This window comes from Rhodococcus koreensis (assembly GCF_900105905.1).
Classification (GTDB): domain Bacteria; phylum Actinomycetota; class Actinomycetes; order Mycobacteriales; family Mycobacteriaceae; genus Rhodococcus_F; species Rhodococcus_F koreensis.
The window spans coordinates 1,551,989-1,576,848 of record NZ_FNSV01000005.1; the positions used below are offsets into that span (position 1 = coordinate 1,551,989).

Sequence of the window (24,860 nt, forward strand, 5' to 3'; positions counted from 1 at the left end):
GAAAACGCGGTCAGCCGAAAAATGCGGCCGCCTCGTCGTACCGCTCCCTCGGCACCGTCTTGAGACGCCGGGTCGCCTCCTGGAGGGGCACGAGGTCGATCGACGTGCCGTGCAGCGCCACCATGTTGCCGAAGTCGCCGCGGTGGACGGCGTCGGTGGCGTGCACCCCGAAGCGGGTGGCGAGCACCCGGTCGTACGGCGTCGGGGTTCCGCCCCGCTGCACGTGCCCGAGCACCGTTGTCCGCACCTCCTTGCCGATGCGGCGGACGATCTCGTCGCCGAGCTGCTGTGCGACGCCGGTGAACCGTTTGTGACCGAACTCGTCGATACCGCCTTCGCGCAGACTCATCGACTCCGGGGTGGGAGTGGCGCCCTCGGCGACGACGCAGATGAAATGCGAATCGCCGCGCTGGAATCGCTTCTTCACGAGAGAACAGACTTCGCCGACGTCGAACGGGACCTCGGGAACGAGGGTGAGATGCGCACCGGTCGCGAGCCCGGAGTGCAACGCGATCCAGCCCGCATGCCGTCCCATCACCTCGACGAGCATCACCCGCTGGTGGGATTCGGCGGTGGTGTGCAGGCGGTCGATCGCATCGGTCGCGATGGACAGCGCGGTGTCGAAACCGAACGTGACGTCGGTGCAGTCGATGTCGTTGTCGATCGTCTTCGGAACCCCGATCACGGGCACCCCACTCTCGGCGAGCCAGCTCGCGGCCGTGAGCGTGCCCTCCCCGCCGATCGGGATCAGCGCGTCGATCCCGTTGTCGTCGAGAGTCTGCCGGATCTGGTCGAGGCCGGCCTTCAACTTGTCGGGGTTGACCCGCGCGGTGCCGAGGATGGTGCCGCCGCGGGTGAGGATGCGATCGATCCGGTCGTCGTTGGACAGCACGACCTTGCGATCCTCGAGCAGTCCGCGCCAGCCGTCACGGAATCCCACCACCGAGCTGCCGTATCGGCCGGCGGCGGTCCGAACCACCGCCCTGATCACCGCATTCAGTCCGGGGCAGTCGCCGCCTCCGGTGAGCATTCCGATCCGCATCCAAGCACCCCTCGTCGTCTCGTGTGGTGATGGTGGTTCTCATACACATCTTGCCGCTCGAACCGTGTTCGAGCACCTCGGATCGGTGTGTTCACTCAGCCGGGTGTGACGAGACCGCTCTCGTACGCCAGGACCACTGCCTGTGCGCGGTCGCGCAGATCCAGTTTGGACAGCACCTTTCCGACGTGCGTCTTGACGGTCTGCTCGGCGACGAACAGGCGCTCCGCGATCTCGGTGTTGGACATACCCCGGGCGATGAGTTCGAGCACCTCGCGCTCGCGGGGCGTCAGCGCCGACAGCGCGGCCGGTTTACGGCGCGCCGTGCTGCGGCGGCTGGTCACGTCGGCGATGAGACGCCGGGTGACGGTCGGCGCGAGCAGCGCCTCGCCGTCCGCGACCACCCGCACCGCACGGATGAGTTCCTCCGCGGGCGCGTCCTTGAGCATGAAGCCGCTGGCCCCGATGCTCAGCGCCTCGTACACGTAGTCGTCCACGTCGAACGTCGTGAGCATGAGCACCCGCACCGGCGGATCGAACCCCGCAGACAGGATGACGCGGGCGGCGTCGAGTCCGTTCATCTCCGGCATGCGGACGTCCATCAGCACCACGTCGGGTCGCAGGCGCTTCACCTCGCTCACCGCCACCGCGCCGTCCGGGGCGTCACCGATGACGCTGATGTCGGGCTGGGAGGCGAGCAGGGCTCCGAAACCCTGCCGGACCATAGCCTGGTCGTCGGCGATGAATACGGTGATGGCCACGCCGCCAGCCTAGGCGGAGGCGACCGGGAACTCGGCGTGGACCTCGAATCCGCCGTTGTCGTGCAGGTGCGTGGTGAGTACGCCGCCGACCGCCTGCGCACGCTCGCGCATCCCGATGATGCCGTTGCCGCCTGTCGACTCGTGCCTGGTCAGGGCCGAGACGAGGCTCCGTCGCGGCGGGCCGTTGACGATCGACACGGACGCGATCGGCGTCTCGTACGCGATCGTCACCTCGACCGCGGCGCCCGCTGCGTGCCGGGCCGTGTTGGCGAGGGATTCCTGCAGGATGCGGTACATCACCAGCCCGACCGACTCCGACACGTGCCGCGGGTCGCCGTCGGTGTGCCAGGAGACGGGAATGCCGGCCCTGCGGCTGCCCTCGAGCAGCTCGCTGATCTGCTGGACCCCGGGCTGCGGCGCATGCTCGGCGACCTGGCCGTCGCTGCGCAGCACACCGAGGAGTCCGCGCACCTCGTTCAGCGCGGCGCGGCCTGCGGCTCCGATCGATTCGAACTCGGCCCGCGTCTCGTCCGACATGCCCGCGATGCGGTACGGCGCACTCTGTGCCTGAACCACGACCATCGACATGTGGTGCGCGACGACGTCGTGCAGGTCCCGGGCGATGCGGGCCTTCTCCTCAAGGATCGTCCGGCGCGTGCGTTCGAGTTCGCTCAGCTCCTCCTGCTGCGCGAGTTGCCGCCGGGACAGCACCAGCCACCGGATCAGCAGACCGAACACGACGATGGCGGTCAGTCCCACGGCCCACCCGCGACCGTTGGTGCCCGGGGTGTCGGCGAGGAACAGCAGGACGGTGGAGATCCATGCCACACCCACGACCGGGATCGCGGCCCGCATGCTGACCGCGGCCAGCAGGGCGAGCATCACGAGGATGTGGACCACCTGCCAGGGGTAGTCGTAGCCGTCCTGCAGGGCGAAGACGCGCGGAATCACCAGCGCCGAGATCGCGGAGACGGCCCAGGCCAGCGCCGGGTTCGACCGGATGAGCAGGAACGGGAACGTCGCGAGCGCCGCCACGAACGGTTGAATCGGGGGACTGACCTGGTGGGTCAGCTGCAGGGTCGGCCACGCCACGGCGAACAGGATCGCCGTGACCACGACGATTGCCACGTTCAGCCACTGACCTTCGGCGGCTCTCCGGATGCGCGTCTTCGTCTTCACACCCTCGACACTAGAAACACAGGTCACGGCCTGTCCTCATACCCCGGACTCACGTCGACGTAGTACCGGAGTATGAGATCGGAGTCCCCTCCCCCCCACGAGGCCAGTGACCGAACCGGACCCGGGAGTGATGTGGCTGCGCAACACGAATTCATAACGTTCTCGTCATGCGAACGACGGGGACACGGAGAACGACTTGGGCCGCGGTGGCGTGCGCCGCCACCGCACTGCTGACCACCACAGGATTCGCCGGTACCGGCGCGGCGAGCACGCCCCGCCACGAGAACGTCGCCGCCTCCGCCGCGGTGCACACGCTCACCGCACCGGAAGCGCTCACCGAGGACTCCATTCCCGAGGACTTCGCATCGGTGATGGGGTACACACCGGTGCGGATCGACGGCATGCTCGCCAACCCCGGCGGAGACTGCTCCTCCCCGGTGCCGCTGCCGCTCGAGTTCGACACCGCATGCAAGGCCCACGACCTCGGCTACGACCTCCTGCGGTACGCATCGCGGTCCGGCGAGGATCTCGGACCCTGGGCGCGGCAGTCCCTCGACGCGCAGCTGGATCAGCGGATGCACACCGCGTGCGACAGCCGTCTCGACGAGCAGGCACGGGCGCAGTGCTTCGTGATGGCGAACGTCGCGGCCACCTTCGTCACCGGAAACAGCTGGCGTCAAGGCTATTCGACGCCGATCACCGAATCCGGGCTCCCGTACGCGCTGGCCGGCACCGCCGGCGCCGCACTGCTCGCAGGCGCGGCCTGGTCGATCCGCCGCCGCCCGCGTCCGGTCGGGGCGATCGCATGACCACCGCGGCTCTGTCCGGTCCGGGACGGAGCCCGGCGCACTCTCGCTCGCGTACCGAGCCGAATGCCCTGCGCCGCACACTGACCACGACGATTCCGATCTCGGCGCTCCCCCGCACCTCCTCCACGATCGCCGTCACCACCGCGACACTCGCGTCGCTCGCCCCCTCCCTGCTCCCCCGGAGCGCCCTGACGCAGGCGCTGTTCACCGGGTTCCTCGCCGCGGTCGGCTTCGGGATCGTCGTCCTCGTCCGCCTGCTGCGGCGATTCGTCACGCGTACGCACCCGCATCACCCTCCGCGGGACTCGGTGCGTCTGCTGGTCCTGATCGGCGCCATGATCGTGGTGACGTGGGCGATCGTCCTCGCCGACCACTGGCAGGATTCGCTGCGCGCCGCCATGGGCATGCCGGGCATCGGGCCGGACCACTGGATGCAGGCGATCATCGGGGCGGCGCTGACGTTCCTGCTGTTCGCCGGTATCGGCAGCGTCGTCGCCGCGGTCGCCCGCCGTCTCGGCTGGATCGGCAGCGCCACCACCGCCGTCGTACTCGCGACCGGGCTGCAGCTGGTCGCCGGACCCGCGTTGTGGGGGATGATGTCCCGTTCCTACAGCGACTCCAACGCGCTCGTCGACGTGTCCCTGCACCGGCCGGTGTCGGCCGAATCGTCCGGCAGTCCGGAGTCCGCGATCAGCTGGGAGTCGCTCGGGCGCCAGGGACGGCGGTTCGTGGCTGCGGGCGAGCAGTCGGCCGCCATCCGCACCTACGTGGGAATGGATTCGGCTCCCGACGTCGAATCACGTGCGGCACTGGCGGTCTCGGAGCTGGAGCGGGCGGGCGGGTTCACCCGGTCCGCCATCGTCGTCACGGTACCCACCGGCTCGGGATGGATCGACGAGAACGCGGCCGAAGGATTCGAGGAGCGCTTCGCCGACGACGTCGCGATCGTCGGCATGCAGTACTCGTATCTGCCGAGCTGGATCACGTTCGTGTTCGGACGTTCCGCTGCAGACGACTCGGCGGCAGCATTGTTCGATGCCGTCGCCGAGCGGATCGCCGACCTACCCGACGTCCTTCGCCCGGCACTCTACGTCTACGGCCAGAGTCTCGGATCCGTCGGCGGCAGTGCGATTTTCACCGGCGCCGATCAACTCCGGGAACGCGCCTGCGGCGCATTGTGGTCGGGCCCGCCCGCCGGTTCCGTGCTGACGGACGGCGCGACGGTGCTGGCGAACACGTCCGACCCGGTGGTGTGGTGGTCGCCCGACCTGATCCTGCGCCGGCCCGACCTCTCGCTCGCGGTACGCGATGCGCCGGTCCCCCGATGGATTCCGGGCATCACGTTCCTGCAGACGAGTGTCGACCTGGTGTCCGCGCTGAACTTCGCGTCCGGGCACGGACACCGGTACGGCAACGAGCAGGGCACCGCCCTGCCCGACTGCTCCTAGCTCGGCGAGCCGATCGGACCGCGCGCGGCCTCGTAGGCGGCCCCGACCCGGTACAGCCGCTCGTCGGCGAGCGCGGGGGCCATGATCTGCAGTCCCACCGGCAGACCGTCGTCCGCGGACAGCCCCGACGGAACAGACATCGCGCAGTGCCCGGCCAGGTTGGTGGGCAGCGTGCACAGGTCCGACAGGTACATCGCGAGCGGGTCGCCGACCTTCTCGCCCAGCTTCCACGGCGTGAACGGACTGGTGGGCGACACCAGGACGTCCACCTTCTCGTAGGCCTTGTCGAAGTCCCGGGCGATGAGCGTCCGCACCTTGAGCGCCTGACCGTAGTAGGCGTCGTAGTAGCCGGACGACAGCGCGTAGGTGCCGATCATGATGCGACGCTTGACCTCCGGGCCGAAGCCGGCGGCACGCGTCGCGGCCATCACCTGGTCGGCGCTCATGTCGCCCTGGTCGATGCGCAGCCCGTACCGCATGGCGTCGAAGCGAGCGAGGTTCGACGACACCTCGCTCGGCAGGATGAGGTAGTACGACGCGAGCGCGTACTCGAAGTTGGGGCACGACACCTCGACGACCTCGGCACCGAGTTCGGTGAGTTGCGCGACGGCGGCATCGAACGAGGAGATGACCCCGGGCTGGTAGCTGTCGGAGTGCAGTTCCTTGACCACACCGACCTTCACGCCCTTCAGGTTGCCGCCTGCGCCCTCGCGCGCAGCCGCCACCACGGGACGCACGGGCGCGTCGATCGACGTGGAGTCGCGCGGGTCGTGCCCGGCGATGACCTCGTGCAGCAGTGCGGTGTCGAGCACCGTGCGACCGCACGGACCACCCTGGTCGAGCGAGGACGCGCAGGCGACGAGACCGAACCGGGACACCGTGCCGTACGTCGGCTTGGTACCGACCGTCGCCGTGACGGCGGCGGGCTGGCGGATCGAGCCACCGGTGTCGGTGCCGATCGCGAGCGGGGCCTGCCGGGACGCGAGGGCCGCGGCGCTGCCGCCGCCGGAGCCGCCCGGGATGCGGGTCGTGTCCCACGGGTTGCGGGTGGGGCCGTACGCGGAGTTCTCGGTGGACGAGCCCATCGCGAACTCGTCGAGGTTGGTCTTTCCCAGGATCGGGATGCCTGCGTCGCGCAGCTTCTTCGTCAGCGTCGCGTCGTACGGCGCGATCCAGCCTTCGAGGATCTTCGACGCACACGTGGTGGGCATGTCGGTGGTGGTGAAGATGTCCTTGAGCGCCAACGGAACTCCCGCCAACGGGGAGGCGGGAGCATCACCTGCGGCGAGGCTGCTGTCCACCTCCTTCGCCGACACGAGGGCCTGCTCGCCCGCCACGTGCAGGAAGGCGTTCAGCTCTCCGTCGACCGCGGCGATGCGGTCCAGATGCGCCTGGGTGACCTCGACGGAGGACACCTCACGGCTGTGGATCTTCGACGCGAGGTCTGCGGCGTCGAGAGTGGTCAGTTCGGCGCTCATTCGCCCTCTCCAAGAATCTGCGGGACGGCGAAACGATCCTGCTCGACGGACGGCGCGCCGGACAGCGCCTGCTCGGGCGTCAGGCCGGGAACGATCACGTCGGGACGGGTCACGTTGGTGACGGCGTTCGGGTTCGCCATCGGCGGAACATCCTCGGCGGGCACCTCGGTGACCACCTTCACGTGGCTGAGAATCGAGTCCAGCTGACCGGCGAACTCGTCGAGCTCGGCATCGGTCAGGGCGAGTCGAGACAGCCGCGCGAGGTGCGCGACCTCGTCACGGGAGATGACAGGCACCGCGGGGCCCCTTTCGGTTCGGACGTACACATTCGGACGTACACAAGTGGGTCCCAGCCTAGAGCAGTGCCCGGATCAGCCGTGCAGCCAGCGCCGCAACCTGGCCGTCAGGAACGGCAGAACCACGAACACCATCACCGGAGTCGTGAGCACCGTCGCCACCACGGTGCGGGTCACCACGTCCAGGGGCGCCAGCCGGGGAGTGACGAACACCGCGACGAGCAGCGAGATCGGGAAGAAGCCGAGCCAGATGGTGACCGCCTGCTTCCACCGCGGCGGTGGGACGCTGACCCGCACGGCGTGGGTGAGCGTCGACTGCGGTTCGAACCAGCCCTCCACCCCGGTCAGCCGGTGCGTCACCGTGTCCTGCGCCAGACCCGTCCCCCGCCCCACCCACACCTTCCGCGCGGGCGAGGTGGTCCACGCGGCGAGCGTGTGCTCGTCCGCGAACCGGTACACCACGTGGTACTGCTCGGGGTCGGACGCCGCGCGCAGCCAGCCCCCGCCGAGGAACCCCGGGAACGTGCCCGCCATCGCCATCCCGGCGTCCGTCCAGCGCAGGAATTCCTGCTCCCGGCCCGCCGCCACCCGCCTCGAGACGGACGTCGTCACTCCCGTTGCCGTGGTGTTCATGCACCCATGTTTGGGCCGTCGTGTTTCGCGCACGAGGCGAATCCGTATCGGCGATGTCACGAATCGAACGCGACCTGCGAATCCCCGTCCCGCCCCGGGCGAAGCCGCAGGGGGGACCGCATACTCGGGAACGAAAGTGCAAGGATGGTGAGCGACGGGGGTCGCAGGTACTCCCGCGTCTATCTCGTGGTGAAAGGGACGCACGTGTCGTATCTGCTTCGCGTCCAGCTCCCCGACCGTCCCGGTAGCCTCGGCTCTCTCGCCGTCGCCCTGGGCTCGGTGGGTGCTGACATTCTGTCGCTCGACGTGGTGGAACGGGGTGCCGGATTCGCCATCGACGACCTCGTCGTCGATGTCGAGCCGGGATCGCTCCCCGACACCCTCATCACGGCCGCCGAGAACCTGCCCGGCGTCACCGTCGACTCCATCCGGCCGTACGCCGGAATACTCGACACCCACCGCGAGCTCGAGCTCATCGACCAGGTCGCCACCGCCGCGGACGATCGACTGCAGGTCCTCGTCGACGGCGCCCCGCGGGTGCTCCGGGTCGGCTGGTCCGTGGTCGCAGACCTCGGCCCGCACGGCGCATACCGGGTGGTCGGCAGCTCGGGAGCGCCCGAGACGCACGCCACCGAGATCCCGTGGATGCCGCTGGAGAAGCCCACCGCGCTCGACGGCGAGGGCGACTGGGTGCCGCAGGTGTGGCGCGACATGAACACCACACTCGCCGCGGCTCCCCTCGGGACCACCGGCCGGGTGCTGATGCTCGGCCGCCCCGGCGGCCCGGAGTTCCGTCCGTCCGAGATCGCCCGGCTGGGCTACCTCGCCGGCATCATCGCGACCGTGCTGAGCTGACCTCCGCCCCGGGCCGGAAGGTCCGGGGCCGTGGTCGCCTCAGACGAGTTCGCGGACCAGGACGGTGAGCTCGACACCGGGGACGGGCGCCCAATTGCGGTCGGGCACAGGCACGAACCCGTTGCGGTCGTAGATGCGGCGGGCGTCTTCCATGTCGGACTGGGTCGACATCACGACCGCGCGGTCGCCGCGGTCGTAGGCCGTGTCGAGCACGTGCCGCACGAGCGCCGACCCGACGCCGGAACCGCGGGCGTCGGGTGACACGGCGAGCATCCGGAATTCGAGTTCCCCCGGCTGCGCGACGTCGGCGTACGGGGACGCCGGTTCCGCGATCGTGACGGAACCCACGACCCGGCCCTCCAACACCGCCACCCGGACCTCCGCCTTGTCCGCTCGTTCAGCGGTGTCGCGCAACCGGTTCGTGTACGGATCGTGTGCCTCGACGTGTCCGCCGCCCACGTAGGCGATCACCGTGAGGTCGCTGACGGCCTCGTACTCGTCCGGTGTCGCATTCCGAATCTCGATCATGTCCAGAACTATGACAGGACAGCTCACGCCGCCCAAAACTCGAGTGTGAGGTTCCCGTCACACTCCGGAATCCGCGACCGCGTCCGGTCCCCCCTCCAGCAGTCGACGGAACCCGTCCTCGTCGAGGACCGGCACACCGAGTTCGACGGCCTTGTCGTGCTTCGACCCCGGGGATTCGCCGGCCACCACGAACGCCGTCTTCTTCGACACCGAACCCGCGGCCTTGCCGCCCCGGACGAGGATCGCCTCCTTCGCCTGGTCGCGGGAGAACGTCTCGAGCGAACCCGTGACGACGATCGACAGGCCCTCGAGGTTGCGCGGAATCGATTCGTCGCGTTCGTCTTCCATGCGCACACCGGCCGCCGACCACTTGTCGACGATCTGCCGGTGCCAGTCGACGCCGAACCATTCGACGACGGCCGCGGCGATGGTGCCGCCGACCCCGTCGACCGCCGCGAGTTCCTCGACGGAGCTCTCCCGGATCCGGTCGAGCGACCCGAACTCGCCCGCGAGCGCCCGCGCCGCCGTCGGACCGACGTGGCGGATCGACAGGGCGACCAGCACCCGCCACAGCGGCTTGTCCTTGGCGGTATCGAGATTGTCGAGCAGCCTGCGGCCGTTGGCCGACAACCCGCCGGCCTTGGTCCGGAAGAGCGTCGTCTTCAGCAGATCGTCCTCGGTGAGCGAGAACAGGTCGCCTTCGTCGCCGATCGCCTTCGCTTCGAGCAGGCTCGTCGCGGCCTCGTAGCCGAGCACCTCGATGTCGAACGCACCGCGGCCCGCGACGTGGAACACACGTTCCCGGAGTTGCGCGGGGCAGTACTGCTGATTGGGGCAGCGAATATCCGCGTCGCCCTCCTTGGCGGGAGCGAGCGGCGTGTCGCACTCCGGGCAGTTCGCCGGCATCACGAACTCGTATTCGTCGCCGGTCCTGGCGTCGACCACGGGCCCGAGGACCTCGGGAATCACGTCGCCGGCCTTGCGCAGCACCACCGTGTCGCCGATCAGCACGCCCTTGCGTTTGACCTCGGAGCCGTTGTGCAGGGTGGCGAGGGAGACGGTGGATCCGGCGACGGTGACCGGCTCCATGTAGGCGAACGGAGTGACCCGGCCGGTGCGGCCGACGTTGACCCGGATGTCGAGGAGCTTGGTGGTGGCCTCCTCCGGCGGGTACTTGTACGCGATCGCCCAGCGCGGCGCCCGCGACGTGGACCCCAGCCGGCGTTGCAGCGACGTCTCGTCGACCTTGACCACCAGACCGTCGATCTCGTGCTCCACGTCGTGCCGGTGCTCGCCCCAGTACTGCACCCTGTCCACGACGGCGTCCGCGCCCGTGACGCGGACGGTGTGGGTCGACACGGGCAGGCCCCACGCCGCCAGCGCCGTGTACGCGTCGTACTGGGAGGCCGGCTCGAATCCTTCGCTCCGGCCGAGGCCGTGGCAGATCATCCCGAGGCGCCTGCGGGCCGTGACGGCCGGATTCTTCTGCCGCAGTGACCCGGCCGCGGAGTTCCGGGGATTCGCGAACGGCGCCTTGCCCTCCTCGACGAGCGCCGCGTTGAGTGCCGCGAAGTCCTCGAGCCGGAAGAACACCTCGCCGCGCACCTCGAGGAGCGCCGGAACCGGGTATTCGTCTGTGCCGGTGAGTTTTTCCGGGATATCGTCGATGGTCCGGGCGTTGAGCGTCACTTCCTCACCGGTCCGGCCGTCGCCGCGGGTGGCGGCGCGGACGAGTCTGCCGTTCTCGTACACCAGGTTCAGCGCGACGCCGTCGATCTTCACCTCGCACAGGTAGTGCAGGTCGGGGCCGGTCTCCTGCTCCACCCGGCTGATCCAGGTGCGCAGTTCGTCGGTCGCGAAGACGTTGTCGAGGCTCAGCATCCGCTCGAGGTGGTCGGCGGAGGCGAAGTCGGTGGCGAATCCGCCGCCGACGAGCTGAGTCGGCGAATCCGGCGTCCGCAGGTCGGGGTACTGGTTCTCGAGGTCGTTCAGCTCGCCCAACAGCACGTCGAACTCTCCGTCGGAGATGATGGGCGCGTCGCGGACGTAGTAGCGGAACTGGTGCTGCCGCACTTCCTCGGCCAGCTCGTTCCAGTGCTCCCGGACGTGTCCGGGGGCCGGTGTCGGGGCTTCGGTCGATTCACTCACCATCGAAGATTAACCGGTCCGGCCGACACCGAACGCCGTACTCAGAGTGATTCGGGGTCGTCGGTGAACGCGCTGCTCACCTCGGCGCAGAACTTCAGCGCGTCGCGGCTCCAGGAGCCGTCGGCGCCCGCGAGTCCGCAGGCCGGTGTCACGGCGACCTGGGTCCGCAGCGTCGTGCGCGGAAATCCGAGCCGGTCGATCAGCGTCACCGCAGGTCGGGCGAGGTCGCGCCAGGTGGCGGGCACGGCGGGAGCGGTGGTCGGGATCAGCCCCAGCGCCAGCTCCTTGCCCGCGTCGAGCAACTCGCCGATGCCGTCCAGGTCCGAAGGCGCCAGCTGCGACACGTCCAGACCGACCGCGCGCGCACTGCTGCGCCGCAGCAGGTCCGTGGGCAGGTCCGCGGAGCAGCAGTGCACCATGGTCACTCCGCCGGACCCGGCGAGGGCGGCCTCGAGCACGGCGAGAGCCTCCGGCTCCGGCATCGCCCGCACGGTCTCGAGCCTCGACCGACCGGACAGCGTGCCCGCCAGCACAGCTGGCAGTCGTGGCTCGTCGAACTGGATCAGCACCTGCGCACCGAGACGCCGAGTGACCTCCGCGGCATGCCGCGCGAGTCCTTCCCCCAGCGATTCGGCGAAATCGCGCACCGCACCGGGGTCGGTGAGCACGCGCCTTCCGGTGCCGAGTTCCACCTCGGCCGCCAGCGTGAGAGGACCGACCGACTGCACCTTCACCACGTGATCGGCCCCGACGAGGCCCGCACTCTCCCACGCTTCCTCGAGCGCGTCGAGGTCCTGGTTCAGGAAGTCGGTCGCCCGCTTGGCCACCGAGCCGCGACGCTGCACCACGCGGTAGGCGGACGTGGACACGTCCAGTTGCAGATCCACGAGCAGGGCGCTGGCGCGGCCGATCATGTCGGCGCCGAGCCCGCGGGCGGGCAGCTCCACCAGGTGCGGGAGCCTGCCGAGCTCGCCGAGGACGACGGTGGCGGCTTCACGCGGGTCCGCTCCGGGCCACGAGCCGACGCCGGTGACGCCACCGGCCAATGAAATATCCTGCGTCACTGCGTGTTCGGATGCGCGTCGGTGCCCGAGATGGTTCCGCTGCCCAGCACGATGTCGCCCGCCGGGTCGGTCCGATACAGAACGACGGCCTGCCCCTTCGCCACACCGGTGAGCGGTTCGCGCAGCGAGATGCGAATACCTCCGTCGACGGCTTCCGCCACCGCCTCGGCGAGTCCGCCGTGCGCGCGCACCTGGACGGTGCATTCGACCGGTCCGGCCGGCGCGCTCCCGGACGTCCACACGGCGCGGTCCGCGCTGATCGCGTGCACTTCGAGGTTGCGTGCCGAACCGACACGGACGGTGCCGGTTTCGGGTTCGATCGACGTCACGTACCGCGGCTGCCCGTCGGCCGCGGGGCCCTGGACGCCGAGGCCCTTCCGCTGTCCGATCGTGAACCCGTGCACGCCTTCGTGTTCCGCGAGCACCTCACCCGAATCGGCGTCGACCACACTGCCCGGACGGACACCGATGTGGGCGCCGAGGAATGCCCGGGTGTCACCGGACGGGATGAAGCAGATGTCGTGGCTGTCGGGCTTGTTCGCCACGGCGAGACCGCGTTCGGCGGCCTCTTCCCGGATCCGGTCCTTCGGGGTGTCGCCGACGGGGAACATCGCCCGCGACAGCTGCTCGGCCGTCAGAACACCGAGCACGTACGACTGGTCCTTGTCCGCGTCGACGGCCCGGCGCAGCACACCGTTGTCGAGCTGCGCGTAGTGACCGGTGGCCACCGCGTCGAACCCTAGGGCGATCGCGCGGTCCGCGAGCGCAGCGAACTTGATCTTCTCGTTGCACCGCAGGCACGGGTTGGGGGTCTCCCCCGCCGCGTAGGACGCCACGAAGTCGTCGATCACGTCTTCCTTGAAGCGGTCGGCGAAATCCCAGACGTAGAACGGGATTCCGAGCACGTCCGCGGCACGCCGGGCGTCACCGGCATCTTCCTTGGAGCAGCAGCCCCGGGAACCGGTGCGCAGCGTGCCCGGCTCGGCGGAGAGTGCGAGATGCACACCCACCACGTCGTGTCCGGCAGCGACTGCCCGTGCCGCCGCCACGGCGGAATCGACGCCGCCGCTCATGGCCGCCAGTACTCGCATCAACGATTCCCTCCACGCGCTCCGACACCGGCGAGCCCGGCGGCGCGGGCCCGCTCCACAACTTGCGGCAGTGCCGCGATGACTGCATCCACGTCCGCGACCGTCGACGTGTGCCCGAAGGAGAAGCGCAACGATCCGCGCGCGGTCGCGGCCTCCACGCCCATCGCGGTCAGGACGTGGCTGGGGCGGGCGACACCGGCGGTACACGCCGAACCGGTCGAACACTCGATCCCGGCGGCGTCGAGCAGCATCAGCAGCGAATCGCCCTCGCAACCGGGGAACGTGAAGTGGGCGTTGCCCGGCAGTCGCGCGCTGCCCACCGGACCGTTCAGCACGGCGTCCGGGACGATCTCCCCGACGCGCTCGATGAGGCGGTCGCGCAGGACGGACAGGTCCGCGGCGCGGGAGTCGAGGTTCGTGGTCGCGTCGCGCAGCGCCGCCGCCATGCCGACGACACCGGCGGTGTCCGGGGTGCCCGAACGCAGGTCGCGTTCGTGTCCCCCGCCGTGCAGCAACGGCACACACGGCACCTGCCGTCCCAGCAGGAGTGCACCGACACCCTGCGGTCCGCCGACCTTGTGCGCGGCGATGCTCAGCGCGGACAGCCCGCTGGCAGCAAAGTCCACGGGGATGTGCGTGACGGCCTGGACGGCGTCGCTGTGCATGGGCACACCGAACTCGGCCGCCACCGCGGCGAGTTCGGTGATCGGCATGATCGTGCCGATCTCGTTGTTGGCCCACATGATCGTCACCAGGGCGGTTTCGTCCGCATGGACGGCGAGTTCGTCGCGCAGCGCCTGCGGCGACACCCGGCCCAGTTCGTCGACGGGCAGCCACGTGACCTGTGCGCCCTCGTGCTTCTCGAGCCACTCCACCGCGTCGAGCACCGCATGATGCTCGACGGCACTGGCCAAAATCCGCACCCGTCCGGGGTCGGCGTCACGCCGCGCCCAGAAGATGCCCTTGACCGCGAGGTTGTCGCTCTCGGTGCCACCGGAGGTGAAGATGACCTCGGACGGCCTGGCGCCGAGGTCGGCGGCGATGGACTCGCGGGCCTCCTCGATGCGACGGCGGGCGGCGCGCCCGGAACCGTGCAGCGAGGACGCATTGCCCACGGTACTGAAGATGTCGGTCATCGCCCGGACGGCCGCCGGCACCATGGGAGTGGTGGCTGCGTGGTCCAGGTAGACGGGGTGATCGGCACTGCGGGCAGAGGTCATGACGTGACCAGGATAGCTCAGGCGACGAGACGCTCCGCCGCCTCGATGTCCGCAGCCGCCGCCCCGACCGCACTCTGCAGCGGATCGACGATGTCGTGCGCTGCGAGATCGATGCGTTCGTCGCCTCGGGCGGCGCGTTCGCATCGGGCCGCCAGATCGCGGCGGCACTCCCCCGGATACTCGATCGGCGCCAGCCGGACCTCGGCGTTGACGCCCTTCTGACGGATGATGCGCCGGATCGACCGGCCGATCGTCTCCTCGCCCACGAAGCACGGCCCGGTCGTCAGTTCCCCGCCCCGTCCGGTGTATCGCAGCGAGATCGGCTGAACCGGGCACTCCGCGTCGATCGCCGCCTGGAACAGCGCGGGCCGGAATCCGCCGTACGCCCGTCCACACCATGTGGTGCCCTCGGGGAACGCCACGACTCGTTCGCCGTCGCGCAGCCTGCCCGCCGTCGTCGCCACCGTGCCCGGGAGCGCCCGCAGGCTCTGCCGTTCGATCGGGACGACCCGCATCCGCCGGGCGAGCGAACCCAGCACCGGCCAGTCCAGCAGATCGCCGCGGGCGACGAAGTTCGCCGGTGCGAGCGCGCTGAGCACCAGCACGTCGGTCCAGGACACGTGGCCGGCCACCACCAGAAGCCCGCCGTCGTGCCGACGCTTTCCTCGGTGATCGACCACGACGAGGCGAATTCCCACGCAGCGCAACAGCATCGCCGCGTACCGACGCTGCAGACCGGTCCGCCACGACCGCGGCAGCAACCATCCTGCGGTCAGGAGCGGCGCCGTCGCCAGCGCCGACACCACGAGGCACCACCGCACGACCACGGTCGGGATCGACACGGCGTTCGCCTCCGCGGGCAGGCATCCCGCGCCGCACGGACTCGACGGCATCCACGAATGCACGGGCACTGCGGCCGTCTCCGGCACCGCGGCGCTCATGCCTGCGCCCCCGCCTCGAAAGTGGCCGAAGCCGAACGCAGGCGGTCGAGGTACCGCTCGTTCGCGCCGTGCAGTCCCTGCAGGGCGACGAAGTCGGCGACACCGAATTCCGGGTCGTGCGCGGGCTCGCCGCACACCTTGGCGCCGAGGCGCAGATATCCCCGGAGCAGCGGCGGCAGGACCGGGCGGGCGGGCGGGTCGATCTCGTCGAGTGATCGCCCGTCGACGCGCACCGGGTTCCTGGGCACGGCCCGGGAGGCCGGGTCGCTGCCGTACTTGCGGAGCAGCAGATCACGCACGCCGCGGACGTTGGAACCGGCCACCTCGTCCGGGTGCTCCCGCATCGGCACGGAGACGCAGCCCATCACCCACTCGTATCCGGTCAATTGCAGGTAGTGGAGGATCCCGGCCCACATCAGGCTCAGGACCGAACCGGAACGGTGATCGGGGTCGACGCACGCCCGGCCCATCTCGACGATGCGGTTGCCGACGGGATCGAGTGCCGAGATGTCGAATTCGGTGGCGGTGTAATAGCCGCCGGCCTGGGAGGCGGCGTCGGGCGGGAGCATGCGATAGCACCCGACGAATTCGCCGGTCTCCTCGTGCCGAACGAGGAGGTGGTCGCAGAAGTCGTCGAACCGGTCGGCGTCGAGGGCATCCGCGTGTGCGGGGACGGAGAATCCGGGTTCGGAGGCGAACACGCGGTAGCGCAGCCGCTGGGCTGCCACGCGGTGTTCGCGGTCGGACGAGACGACCAGGGAGTATCGGGGCGCGGTTACAACAGAATCGGCGGTCTCACTCGGTGCGCGGAGAACTGACGAAGTTGTCATGGCGCAGGTTTACCGAGCAGGGGCGGCGTGGGGGCATCGCCCGGGTGTCGTGTCGATGCAGCCCGGATGAACGACGGAAGATACGACGGCGGCCCCGCTCCCTCGAAGGGAACGGGGCCGCCGTCGGTCGACAATCAGCCCTTGTGGGCCTTGACTGCCTCGGTGAGCTGCGGCGCAACCTTGAACAGGTCGCCGACGATGCCGTAGTCCGCGATCTCGAAGATCGGGGCTTCCTCGTCCTTGTTCACGGCGACGATGGTCTTCGACGTCTGCATACCGGCGCGGTGCTGGATGGCACCGGAGATGCCGAGCGCGATGTACAGCTGCGGGGAGACCGTCTTACCGGTCTGACCGACCTGGAACTGGCCCGGGTAGTAGCCCGAGTCGACCGCGGCACGCGAAGCACCGACAGCGGCACCCAGCGAATCTGCGAGTTCCTCGACGACGGTGAACTTGTCGGCGCTGCCGACACCGCGACCACCGGAGACGACGACCGTCGCCTCGGTGAGCTCCGGGCGGTCGCCACCGACGATCGGATCACGCGAGGTGATCTTGACGGCGCCCTCGTCCTGGGCCGGAACCTCGACGGAAACCTTCTCGCCTGCACCGGCTTCGGGCTTCGCCTCGATGGCGCCCGGGCGGACCGAGATGACCGGGACGTCGCCGTTGGCCTTCGCCTCGACGGTGAACGCGCCACCGAAGATGGAGTGCACGGCACTGCCGTCGGACTTCACGTCGACGACGTCGACGAGCAGGCCGGAGCCGATGCGGGCAGCAAGACGTCCGGAGACCTCCTTGCCCTCGACGCTGGCGGCGGTGATCACCGCGGCCGGAGCTGCCGACTCGACGAGCGACGCGAGTACGTCGACCTTCGGGGTGATCAGGTAGCCGTCGATGTCATCCGACTCGGCGACGTAAATCTTGGCCGCGCCTGCGGCGGCGAGGCCCTCGGCGAGCTTGTCGGCGGTACCGGCGGGACCGGTGACCACTGCGGCCGGCTCACCGAGCGCGCGAGCGGCGGTGATGAGTTCGGTGCTGACCTTCTTGAGCGCACCCTCTGCGTGCTCGACGAGCACCAGTACTTCTGCCATGTCTAACTCTCCCTGTGTGTGTCTGCTGGTCTGTAGAGGGGCGCGATCAGATGATCTTCTGGCCCACGAGGTAGGCAGCGATCTTGCTGCCGCCGTCGCCCTCGTCGACGATGCGCTCACCAGCGGTACGCGGGGGCTTGGGGGTGGAGGCGGTGACGGTGGTGCCCGCGTTGGCGACACCGACGGTCTCCGGGTCGACACCGAGGTCGGCCAGCGTGTAGACGAGAACTTCCTTCTTCTTCGCGGCCATGATGCCCTTGAAGGAGGGGAAGCGGGGCTCGTTGATCTTCTCGGTGACGCTGACGATGGCCGGCAGGCTCGCCTCGAGGCCGAAGAGACCCTCGTCGGTCTCGCGCTCGCCGGTGACGGTGCCGTCGGTGACCGTGAGCTTGCGCAGCTGCGTGAGCTGCGGGATGCCCAGGTACTCGGCGATGATGGCCGGAACGGCGCCGACGCGGCCATCGGTGGCCTCGTTACCGGCGATGATCAGGTCGGCAGGTTCTTCGTTCTCGAACGTGATCTGTCCGAGCGCCGCGGCCAGCGTCCACGCGGTCTGCACCGCGTCGGAGCCGTGGAGGGCCGGGTCGTTGATGTGCACTGCCTTGTCGGCACCCATGGACAGGGCCTTGCGGATGGCGTCGGTGGCGCGGTCCGGACCTGCGGAGAGGACGGTCACCTCGCCGCCCTGAGCCTCCTTGATCAGGAGCGCTTCTTCGACGGCGCGCTCGTTGATCTCGTCGAGCACTGCATCGGCGGCCTCGCGGTCAAGCGTGTAGTCGCCGTCGGTCAGCTTGCGCTCGGACCACGTGTCGGGGACCTGCTTGATCAAAACAACGATGTTCGTCATGGGTCTTCGTCGACCTCCTGTGTGTTCTTGCGTGGTTATCGTGAGTCGCTCCGCGTGGGCCGAGCTCTCGCCTTCGATATTTCGTCGCACGATTGCTCTGCGACAGATTACCCCACGCTAAGTTACCCATCGGTAACTTGCGTGAAAGTCTCGTTCACCATAACGGCCGAAACCGCATTTCACCGCTGTGATGTAGACCACCTGGACGAGCGACCTTGCCGGGGGCACTAACCTCGCACCGGTGAGCGAATCATTTGTCGGCGACCGCGAGGACGCACCACTGCCCCTCACGGGCGAGCGGACCGTGCCCGGTATCCCCGAGGAGAACTACTGGTTCCGGCGGCACGAGGTCGTCTACCGCGACCTCCTCCCCCGCTGCGCGGGACGCCGGGTACTCGAGGCCGGATCCGGAGAAGGCTACGGCGCCAACATGATTGCCGATGTGGCACAGGGCGTTACCGGACTCGACTACGACATCTCCGCCGTCGAACACGTCCGCGCGCGGTACCCCCGGGTCGAAATGCTGCACGGCAATCTCGCGGAGCTTCCCCTCGGCGACGAATCCGTCGACACCGTCGTCAATTTTCAGGTGATCGAACACCTGTGGGACCAGGCCCAATTCCTGCGCGAGTGCTTCCGGGTGCTGACCCCCGGAGGGGAACTGCTCGTCAGCACACCCAACCGCATCACGTTCTCGCCGGGCCGCGACACGCCGCTGAATCCGTTCCACACCCGCGAACTCGACGCGGCCGAGCTGACCGAACTGCTCGAGGAGGCCGGATTCACCGTCGCCCTCATGACCGGCGTGCACCACGGCACGCGGCTGAAGGCCCTCGACACGAAGCACGGCGGCTCGTTCATCGGCGCGCAGATCGACCGTGCACTCGCCGGCGAACCGTGGCCCGAGGAACTGACCCGCGACGTCGAGGGCATCACCGTCGACGATTTCGCACTGCACGAAGGCGACATCGACGACAGCCTCGACCTGGTGGCCATCGCGGTGAAGGATCCTGTTCGGTGACCGAATCCGACAACCGCACCGGAGCGGGCGAAGCGACGGAACCGGGCATGTTCTGCCTGGTCCTGCACTCCCACCTGCCCTGGCTTGCCAACCACGGCCGCTGGCCCGTCGGCGAGGAATGGCTCTACCAGTCGTGGGCGGCGTCGTACCTCCCCCTCACCGCGATGTTGCGGCGGCTGTCCGACGAGGGTCGCTCGCATCTGCTGACCCTCGGCATCACCCCCGTTCTCGCAGCTCAGCTCGATGACCCGCACTGCCTCGCCGGGATGCACCACTGGCTCGGGAACTGGCAGATCCGCGCGCACGAGGCGGCAGGCATGCCCGACGACGCGCACCGCGAACTCGGTGCGCGCGAACACCGTGCGTCCGCCGCCGCCCTCGCCGACTTCGAGGTGCGCTGGCGCCACGGCGGCTCGCCAGTGCTGCGGGACCTCCTCGACCGAGAGTCGTTCGAACTGCTCGGCGGTCCGCTCGCCCACCCGTTCCAGCCGCTGCTCGATCCGCGGTTGCGGTCGTTCTCCCTCCGCGAGGGGCTCGCCGACGCCGCCGCCCGGTGGAACTGCACGCCGACAGGTATCTGGGGGCCCGAATGCGGGTACACCCCCGGCATGGAGACCGGATACGCCGAGGCCGGCGTCACGCATTTCATGGTCGACGGTCCCGCGCTGCGCGGCGACACCTCCCTCGGCCGGCCGGTCCGGGAGTCGGACGTGGTCGCGTTCGGACGCGATCTGCAGGTCAGCTACCGGGTGTGGTCGCCGAAGTCGGGTTACCCCGGCCACGGCGCCTATCGCGACTTCCACACGTACGACCACGCCACGGGACTCAAACCGGCCCGGGTCACCGGCCGCACGGTCGACTCGGCCGACAAGGCGCCGTACGACCCCGCCCTCGCGTCGGCGGCGGTCGACCGGCACGTGGCCGACTTCGTCGCCACCGTCCGCAAGCGGCTGCGCGACGAATCCGGCCGCATCGACCGGCCCGCACTCGTCGTCGCCGCGTTCGACACGGAACTGTTCGGGCACTGGTGGCACGAGGGCCCCGAATGGCTCGAGAAGGTGCTGCGCGCGCTGCCCGAGGCCGGGATCCGGGTCGGCACCCTCGACGACGCCCGCAGCCAGGGCTACGTCGGCGAACCCGTCCAGCTCGAGAACTCGTCGTGGGGATCCGGCAAGGACTGGCGGGTGTGGGCCGGCGATCAGGTCGCGGACCTGGTGCAACTCAACTCCGAGGTGGTCGGGACCGCACTCGATACCGTCGACAAGACCCACGACCACGACGCCGCCCCCGGACGTCCCGCGCTGCGAAACCGCGTGAACGACCAGATGCTGCGCGAGGCACTGATGACGGTGTCGAGCGACTGGGCGTTCATGGTCAGCAAGGATTCGGCGGCCGGGTACGCCCGCGACCGGGCACACAAGCACGCGCACGCCACCCGTGAGATCGCCGCCGCCGTGTCGGCGGGCAAGGAAGCGGCCGCGAGCAGACTCGCAGAGGGATGGAACCGCGCCGACGGCCTGTTTCCCGGGCTCGACGCGCGACGTCTGCCCGCCGGGGACCACCGGCTGACGGGCACCGAGGGAGGGGCGTCGTGAAGATCCTGATCGTGTCGTGGGAGTACCCCCCCGTCGTGGTCGGCGGCCTCGGCCGCCACGTGCACCACCTGGCCACCGAACTCGCTGCCGCCGGACACGAAGTGGTGGTGCTGTCGCGGCGGCCGTCGGGCACCGACGCGTCGACCCATCCCACCGTCACCCACATCGAGGACGGCGTCCTGGTGGTCGCCGTCGCCGAGGACCCCGCGCACTTCGTGTTCGGCGAGGACATGCTCGCGTGGACGCTCGCGATGGGGCACGCGATGGTGCGGGCCGGCGTCGCACTGCACAAGCCGGGTGTCGGGGAAGGCTGGCATCCGGACGTGGTGCACGCGCACGACTGGCTGGTGGCGCATCCGGCCATCGCGTTGGCCGAATTCTACGACGTCCCTTTGGTTTCCACGCTCCACGCCACTGAAGCCGGACGGCACAGCGGCTGGGTGTCCGGTCGGATCAACCGGCAGGTGCATTCGGTGGAATGGTGGCTGGCCAACGAATCCGACGCGCTCATCACGTGTTCCGCGTCGATGCAGGACGAGGTGACCGCACTCTACGGTCCGCAGCTCCCGCCGATCACGGTGATCCGCAACGGAATCGACCTCACCACGTGGAGCTTCCGCGAGCGTGCGCCACGGTCCGGACCGCCGAAACTGCTGTTCGTCGGCCGCCTCGAATACGAGAAGGGCGTGCAGGACGCCATCGCCGCGCTCCCCCGCATCCGCCGCAGCCACCCCGGCACGACGCTGTCGATCGCCGGGGAGGGCACCCAGTTCACCTGGCTCTATCAGCAGGCCCGCACGCATCGCGTCGCCCGTGCCGTGAACTTCCTCGGCAACCTCGACCACGTCGAACTGCTCGGGTGGCTGCACGGCGCCGACGCCATCGTCCTGCCCAGCCGGTACGAGCCGTTCGGCATCATCGCGCTCGAGGCCGCCGCCTCCGGAACCCCCCTCGTCGCGTCCACCGCTGGCGGTCTCGGTGAAGCGGTCGTCGACGGCGAAACCGGCATGTCGTTCCAGCCGGGCGACGTCACCGGACTCACGTCCGCGGTCCGGGAGGTCCTCGACGACCCGGCCGGGGCGCAACAGCGTGCAGTCGCCGCCCGCGACCGCCTCACCGCCGATTTCGACTGGCACAAGGTGGCCGAGGAGACCGTCCACGTCTACGCGGGCGCCAAACGTCGCGTGCGGCATCCGCTGGCGCGGCCGGAGATTCCCGAGCGCCCCCTGCCCGGACGCTGAGCCTGGCGCTGACCGGGCGAATGTACCGTTCGGCGCGTTCGGTGCGCGAGCGATACATTCGCCGCTCAGTTCGTGCGGGCCCGCCTGATCCGGATCGGACCCCGAGCCGAGTCCGGATCCACCACATCACCCTTCTGGGTGATCTCGACTTCGCCGGCGGCGGCCAGACGCCGCGCGGCCTCCCGCACCGACTCCATGAGGGGCCGCCAGTCGCCGGGGGCGACGGCTCGCGCGACGTCCGACGGGCAAATGCTCGCGGTGTCGGCCCGGGCGTCGAGGAGCGCCCGGATGCGGTCCTCGAGTTCGCCGTCCGCCGAGGTCATGCTGCCGACTATGCCACCGCGCCGCTCAGTTCTCCTGCGCCGCCTTCTTGCGAGCGATGTCTTCGAGGGCCGCGATGTACTTCGCGCGGTCCGCCGCGCCCGCCTCCCACTCCGCCTTGCGGTTCTTCACGGCCTTGGCCGGCGACCCGACGGCAATGCTGAAATCGGGGATATCGCCCTTCACGACGGCGTGCGCACCGAGAACGCAGCCGCGCCCCACGCGCGTGTTGCGCAGGACCGTCACCTTGGCCGCCACCCACGTGTCGGGACCGATGCGGACCGGGCCCTTCACGATGCCCTGATCTTTGATCGGGACATTCACGTCGTCCATGCGGTGGTCGAAGTCGGTGATGTAACACCAGTCCGCCACGAGCGTCGACGCACCGATCTCGATGTCCAGGTACGTGTTGACGACGTTGTCCTTGCCGAACACCACCTTGTCGCCGATGCGCAGCGAACCCTCGTGGCAGCGGATGGCGTTGCCGTCGCCGATGTGCACCCACCGGCCGATCTCGAGCCGGGACAGGTCGGGGGTCGAATGGATCTCCACCCGCTTGCCGAGGAACACCATGCCGCGCAGGATCACGTGCGGGTTGGCGAGCTTGAATTTCGCGAGCCGGTAGTACCGCACCAGGTACCACGGCGTGTACGCCTTGTTCGCCAGCACCCATCGCAGCGAGGCGCGTGTCAGGAAGCGGGCCTGCTCGCTGTCGCTCCGCCGGGATCCTCGCCACCTCGTACGCAACGGTGCGCCCCACATGCTCGTCATAGCCTGTCAGCCTACGTTCACCGCCCGTACCCCCGTTCGGGTGCGTCCGGACTCCGACACCGCCATCGGGGTGTGACGCTGGCCCCGCCTCGGGGCGTGTGCTCGGCCCCGCCTCGGGGCGTGTGCTCGGCCCCGCCTCGGGGCGTGTGCTCGGCCCCGCCTCGGGGCGTGTGCTCGGCCCCGCCTCGGGGCGTGTGCTCGGCCCCGCCTCGGGGCGTGTGCTCGGCCCCGCCTCGGGGCGTGTGCTCGGCCCCGCCTCGGCGGGATAGTCTCTGGGCCGAGCGTTATCGAAGACGAGGAGATGTAATGCGGCGGGTCCTACGTTCGTCAGTACTGGCGCTGGCGACGATCTCGACTGTCGTCCTCAGCGGCTGCAGCAGCGGACCGCAGGTCGACGACATCTTCTCGGCAGGCGGGTGGCCCGGCATGCACGCCGACGCCCGCAACAGCGACACCAGCCCCGTCACCGGTTCCCGCGACCTCTCCTTCGCATGGTCGCGCCCGCTCGGCGGCCCTGTCGCGAACTACGCGTCCGTGGCGGCGAGCGGCCAGATCTTCGTCACCGCGCGCACCGAGAAGGGCTGCAACCTCTTCTCCTACCAGATGGACAGCGGCCGCAAACGCTGGTGCCGGCAACTCGCCCCCGGCGCCGTGGCGTCCACACCGGTCGTCGACGGCGCCGCCAACGTGTACGTCGGCGAGGACGGCGCCATCAACTCGTTCAACGAGTACGGCCAGCTGCGTTGGCGCACACCGGTGGTCGGGACCCCGCTGTCCGCGCAGTTCACCGGCGACGGCAACCTCCTCTTCATCACCCAGCTCGGCCAGATCAACGTCGTGAACACGCAGAACGGCCAGAAGGTCGTGGCGCCCTACGATCTCGTGCCGCCGCCCTCCCCCGTCGACGGTGCCAACATCGACATCCTCCCCGACGACAAGGGCCTCCGCGGCTGCTTCTTCGGCGCCCCCGACTGCCCGGTGGCGAACATGCCCGCCATCGACCTCGAGTCCGGCAAGTTCTACTTCACGCTCTTCGCGCCCGGCGCACCCCAGGCCGAACTCGTCGCGATGAAGTACTCCGGCGGCGACAACCCGGCGATCACCCAGGAATGGTCCAGCGACACTCTGCCGGGCGGCAGCGCGTCCAGCCCCGACCTGTCGGCCGACGGCTCCGTCGTCTACGCCAACGACAACTGGGGAACGATGTGGGCGATCGACTCGGCGACCGGTGATCCGAAGTGGAGCTACGACATCGGGTACGCCGCGGCAGGCAGCCCGTCGACGTCCGCGGACGGTCTGATCATCCCCGCCGGTGGTCCCGACGGCCACCTGCTGGCACTGCAGGACAAGGGCGATCACGCCGAACTCGTCTGGGAGCGGAAGGATCTGCTGCAGCTGGGTGTCCCGGCGCAGACGGCCGGGTCCACCGGGTACGCGGTGGTCCGCGAGGGCACGGACGGACTGGCGATGCTCACGTTCGACACCGGAACCGGCGAAACCCTCGACCAGGAGACCCTGCCCGGGGCGAAGGGGTTCACGGTCGGCACGTCCGTCGGGCCGAAGGGCGAAGTGCTCACGCCCACCCTGCTCGGGGAGCTGTTCGTCCTCCGCTGACCCGTGAGTACTTCTTAACCGCGGGCGGTTGAGAAGTAC

24 protein-coding genes are annotated in these 24,860 nt (G+C 69.5%); 7 read left to right on the forward strand and 17 right to left on the reverse strand.

The window, feature by feature from the left end; genetic code table 11:
* Positions 1 to 10: 10 nt before the first annotated feature.
* The 3 genes from BLV94_RS11960 to BLV94_RS11970 all read right to left on the reverse strand — a co-directional run bounded on the left by BLV94_RS11960 (position 11) and on the right by BLV94_RS11970 (position 3,006).
* A complete protein-coding gene (locus BLV94_RS11960) occupies positions 11 to 1,042 on the reverse strand; it encodes an ATP-dependent 6-phosphofructokinase (protein ID WP_072937743.1) in 1,032 nt (343 codons plus the stop codon).
* A 95-nt stretch (positions 1,043 to 1,137) separates the two neighbouring features.
* Complete coding sequence (locus BLV94_RS11965) at positions 1,138 to 1,800, reverse strand: response regulator (RefSeq protein WP_015890224.1); 663 nt, start codon at positions 1,798 to 1,800, stop codon at positions 1,138 to 1,140.
* Positions 1,801 to 1,809: 9 nt separating this feature from the next.
* Entirely contained in the window at positions 1,810 to 3,006 is a 1,197-nt protein-coding gene (locus BLV94_RS11970; RefSeq protein ID WP_072937742.1) for a sensor histidine kinase, read from the reverse strand.
* 140 nt (positions 3,007 to 3,146) lie between these two features.
* Here BLV94_RS11970 and BLV94_RS11975 point away from each other — a divergent pair, with 140 nt between their 5' ends.
* The gene (locus tag BLV94_RS11975) at positions 3,147 to 3,788 is read left to right on the forward strand and encodes a hypothetical protein (protein WP_072937741.1); all 642 of its coding nucleotides are present in this window, start codon (positions 3,147 to 3,149) and stop codon (positions 3,786 to 3,788) included.
* Positions 3,785 to 5,236 carry an alpha/beta-hydrolase family protein gene (locus BLV94_RS11980; protein WP_072937740.1) on the forward strand — a complete coding sequence of 484 codons (1,452 nt, stop codon included), beginning with the start codon at positions 3,785 to 3,787 and terminating at the stop codon, positions 5,234 to 5,236. The genes BLV94_RS11975 and BLV94_RS11980 overlap by 4 nt, the downstream gene beginning before the upstream one ends.
* Here the strand turns inward: BLV94_RS11980 and gatA are convergent.
* The 3 genes from gatA to BLV94_RS11995 all read right to left on the reverse strand — a co-directional run bounded on the left by gatA (position 5,233) and on the right by BLV94_RS11995 (position 7,643).
* On the reverse strand, positions 5,233 to 6,714 hold the full coding sequence (gatA, locus tag BLV94_RS11985) for an Asp-tRNA(Asn)/Glu-tRNA(Gln) amidotransferase subunit GatA (protein ID WP_072937739.1): 1,482 nt from the start codon (positions 6,712 to 6,714) through the stop codon (positions 5,233 to 5,235). The two genes, BLV94_RS11980 and gatA, sit on opposite strands and share 4 nt — an antisense overlap.
* A complete protein-coding gene (gene gatC, locus BLV94_RS11990) occupies positions 6,711 to 7,010 on the reverse strand; it encodes an Asp-tRNA(Asn)/Glu-tRNA(Gln) amidotransferase subunit GatC (protein WP_072937738.1) in 300 nt (99 codons plus the stop codon). Before gatC ends, gatA begins: the two co-directional genes overlap by 4 nt.
* A 75-nt stretch (positions 7,011 to 7,085) precedes the next feature.
* Positions 7,086 to 7,643 carry an antibiotic biosynthesis monooxygenase gene (locus tag BLV94_RS11995; protein ID WP_072937737.1) on the reverse strand — a complete coding sequence of 186 codons (558 nt, stop codon included), beginning with the start codon at positions 7,641 to 7,643 and terminating at the stop codon, positions 7,086 to 7,088.
* A 204-nt stretch (positions 7,644 to 7,847) separates the two neighbouring features.
* Here BLV94_RS11995 and BLV94_RS12000 point away from each other — a divergent pair, with 204 nt between their 5' ends.
* On the forward strand, positions 7,848 to 8,498 hold the full coding sequence (locus BLV94_RS12000) for an ACT domain-containing protein (RefSeq protein ID WP_025432327.1): 651 nt from the start codon (positions 7,848 to 7,850) through the stop codon (positions 8,496 to 8,498).
* A gap of 39 nt (positions 8,499 to 8,537) precedes the next feature.
* Here the strand turns inward: BLV94_RS12000 and BLV94_RS12005 are convergent, their stop codons facing one another.
* The 9 genes from BLV94_RS12005 to BLV94_RS12045 all read right to left on the reverse strand — a co-directional run bounded on the left by BLV94_RS12005 (position 8,538) and on the right by BLV94_RS12045 (position 18,258).
* Positions 8,538 to 9,026, reverse strand: a complete 489-nt coding sequence (locus BLV94_RS12005; protein WP_072937736.1) for a GNAT family N-acetyltransferase — start codon at positions 9,024 to 9,026, stop codon at positions 8,538 to 8,540.
* A gap of 57 nt (positions 9,027 to 9,083) precedes the next feature.
* On the reverse strand, positions 9,084 to 11,174 hold the full coding sequence (gene ligA, locus BLV94_RS12010; protein ID WP_072937800.1) for an NAD-dependent DNA ligase LigA: 2,091 nt from the start codon (positions 11,172 to 11,174) through the stop codon (positions 9,084 to 9,086).
* A 41-nt stretch (positions 11,175 to 11,215) separates the two neighbouring features.
* Entirely contained in the window at positions 11,216 to 12,238 is a 1,023-nt protein-coding gene (locus tag BLV94_RS12015; protein ID WP_072937735.1) for a methionine synthase, read from the reverse strand.
* Entirely contained in the window at positions 12,235 to 13,329 is a 1,095-nt protein-coding gene (gene mnmA, locus BLV94_RS12020) for a tRNA 2-thiouridine(34) synthase MnmA (protein ID WP_072937734.1), read from the reverse strand. The genes BLV94_RS12015 and mnmA overlap by 4 nt, the downstream gene beginning before the upstream one ends.
* Positions 13,329 to 14,549, reverse strand: coding sequence for a cysteine desulfurase family protein (locus tag BLV94_RS12025; protein WP_072937733.1), 1,221 nt, complete (start codon positions 14,547 to 14,549; stop codon positions 13,329 to 13,331). The genes mnmA and BLV94_RS12025 overlap by 1 nt, the downstream gene beginning before the upstream one ends.
* A 17-nt stretch (positions 14,550 to 14,566) precedes the next feature.
* Entirely contained in the window at positions 14,567 to 15,490 is a 924-nt protein-coding gene (locus tag BLV94_RS12030; protein WP_072937732.1) for a lysophospholipid acyltransferase family protein, read from the reverse strand.
* A complete protein-coding gene (locus BLV94_RS12035) occupies positions 15,487 to 16,320 on the reverse strand; it encodes a GNAT family N-acetyltransferase (protein ID WP_072937731.1) in 834 nt (277 codons plus the stop codon). Before BLV94_RS12035 ends, BLV94_RS12030 begins: the two co-directional genes overlap by 4 nt.
* A 134-nt stretch (positions 16,321 to 16,454) precedes the next feature.
* On the reverse strand, positions 16,455 to 17,411 hold the full coding sequence (locus BLV94_RS12040; RefSeq protein WP_072937730.1) for an electron transfer flavoprotein subunit alpha/FixB family protein: 957 nt from the start codon (positions 17,409 to 17,411) through the stop codon (positions 16,455 to 16,457).
* Positions 17,412 to 17,457: 46 nt separating this feature from the next.
* Positions 17,458 to 18,258 carry an electron transfer flavoprotein subunit beta/FixA family protein gene (locus BLV94_RS12045; RefSeq protein WP_072937729.1) on the reverse strand — a complete coding sequence of 267 codons (801 nt, stop codon included), beginning with the start codon at positions 18,256 to 18,258 and terminating at the stop codon, positions 17,458 to 17,460.
* Between the two features lie 241 nt (positions 18,259 to 18,499).
* Here BLV94_RS12045 and BLV94_RS12050 point away from each other — a divergent pair, with 241 nt between their 5' ends.
* From BLV94_RS12050 to BLV94_RS12060, 3 genes are read left to right on the forward strand one after another with little or no spacing between them, the layout of a single operon-like run.
* Positions 18,500 to 19,279: a class I SAM-dependent methyltransferase gene (locus BLV94_RS12050; protein ID WP_072937728.1), complete on the forward strand. Its 780-nt coding sequence runs from the start codon at positions 18,500 to 18,502 to the stop codon at positions 19,277 to 19,279.
* Positions 19,276 to 20,874: a 1,4-alpha-glucan branching protein domain-containing protein gene (locus BLV94_RS12055; RefSeq protein WP_174705452.1), complete on the forward strand. Its 1,599-nt coding sequence runs from the start codon at positions 19,276 to 19,278 to the stop codon at positions 20,872 to 20,874. The genes BLV94_RS12050 and BLV94_RS12055 overlap by 4 nt, the downstream gene beginning before the upstream one ends.
* Positions 20,871 to 22,115: a glycosyltransferase family 4 protein gene (locus tag BLV94_RS12060; RefSeq protein WP_072937727.1), complete on the forward strand. Its 1,245-nt coding sequence runs from the start codon at positions 20,871 to 20,873 to the stop codon at positions 22,113 to 22,115. Before BLV94_RS12055 ends, BLV94_RS12060 begins: the two co-directional genes overlap by 4 nt.
* Positions 22,116 to 22,180: 65 nt before the next feature.
* Here BLV94_RS12060 and BLV94_RS12065 read toward each other — a convergent pair whose 3' ends face one another.
* Together BLV94_RS12065 and BLV94_RS12070 are read right to left on the reverse strand one after the other, a co-directional pair.
* Positions 22,181 to 22,438 carry a DUF3253 domain-containing protein gene (locus BLV94_RS12065; protein ID WP_072937726.1) on the reverse strand — a complete coding sequence of 86 codons (258 nt, stop codon included), beginning with the start codon at positions 22,436 to 22,438 and terminating at the stop codon, positions 22,181 to 22,183.
* A gap of 25 nt (positions 22,439 to 22,463) precedes the next feature.
* Complete coding sequence (locus tag BLV94_RS12070; RefSeq protein WP_072937725.1) at positions 22,464 to 23,207, reverse strand: acyltransferase; 744 nt, start codon at positions 23,205 to 23,207, stop codon at positions 22,464 to 22,466.
* 306 nt (positions 23,208 to 23,513) lie between these two features.
* Here BLV94_RS12070 and BLV94_RS12075 point away from each other — a divergent pair, with 306 nt between their 5' ends.
* Complete coding sequence (locus BLV94_RS12075) at positions 23,514 to 24,821, forward strand: outer membrane protein assembly factor BamB family protein (RefSeq protein ID WP_072937724.1); 1,308 nt, start codon at positions 23,514 to 23,516, stop codon at positions 24,819 to 24,821.
* Positions 24,822 to 24,860: the final 39 nt, after the last annotated feature.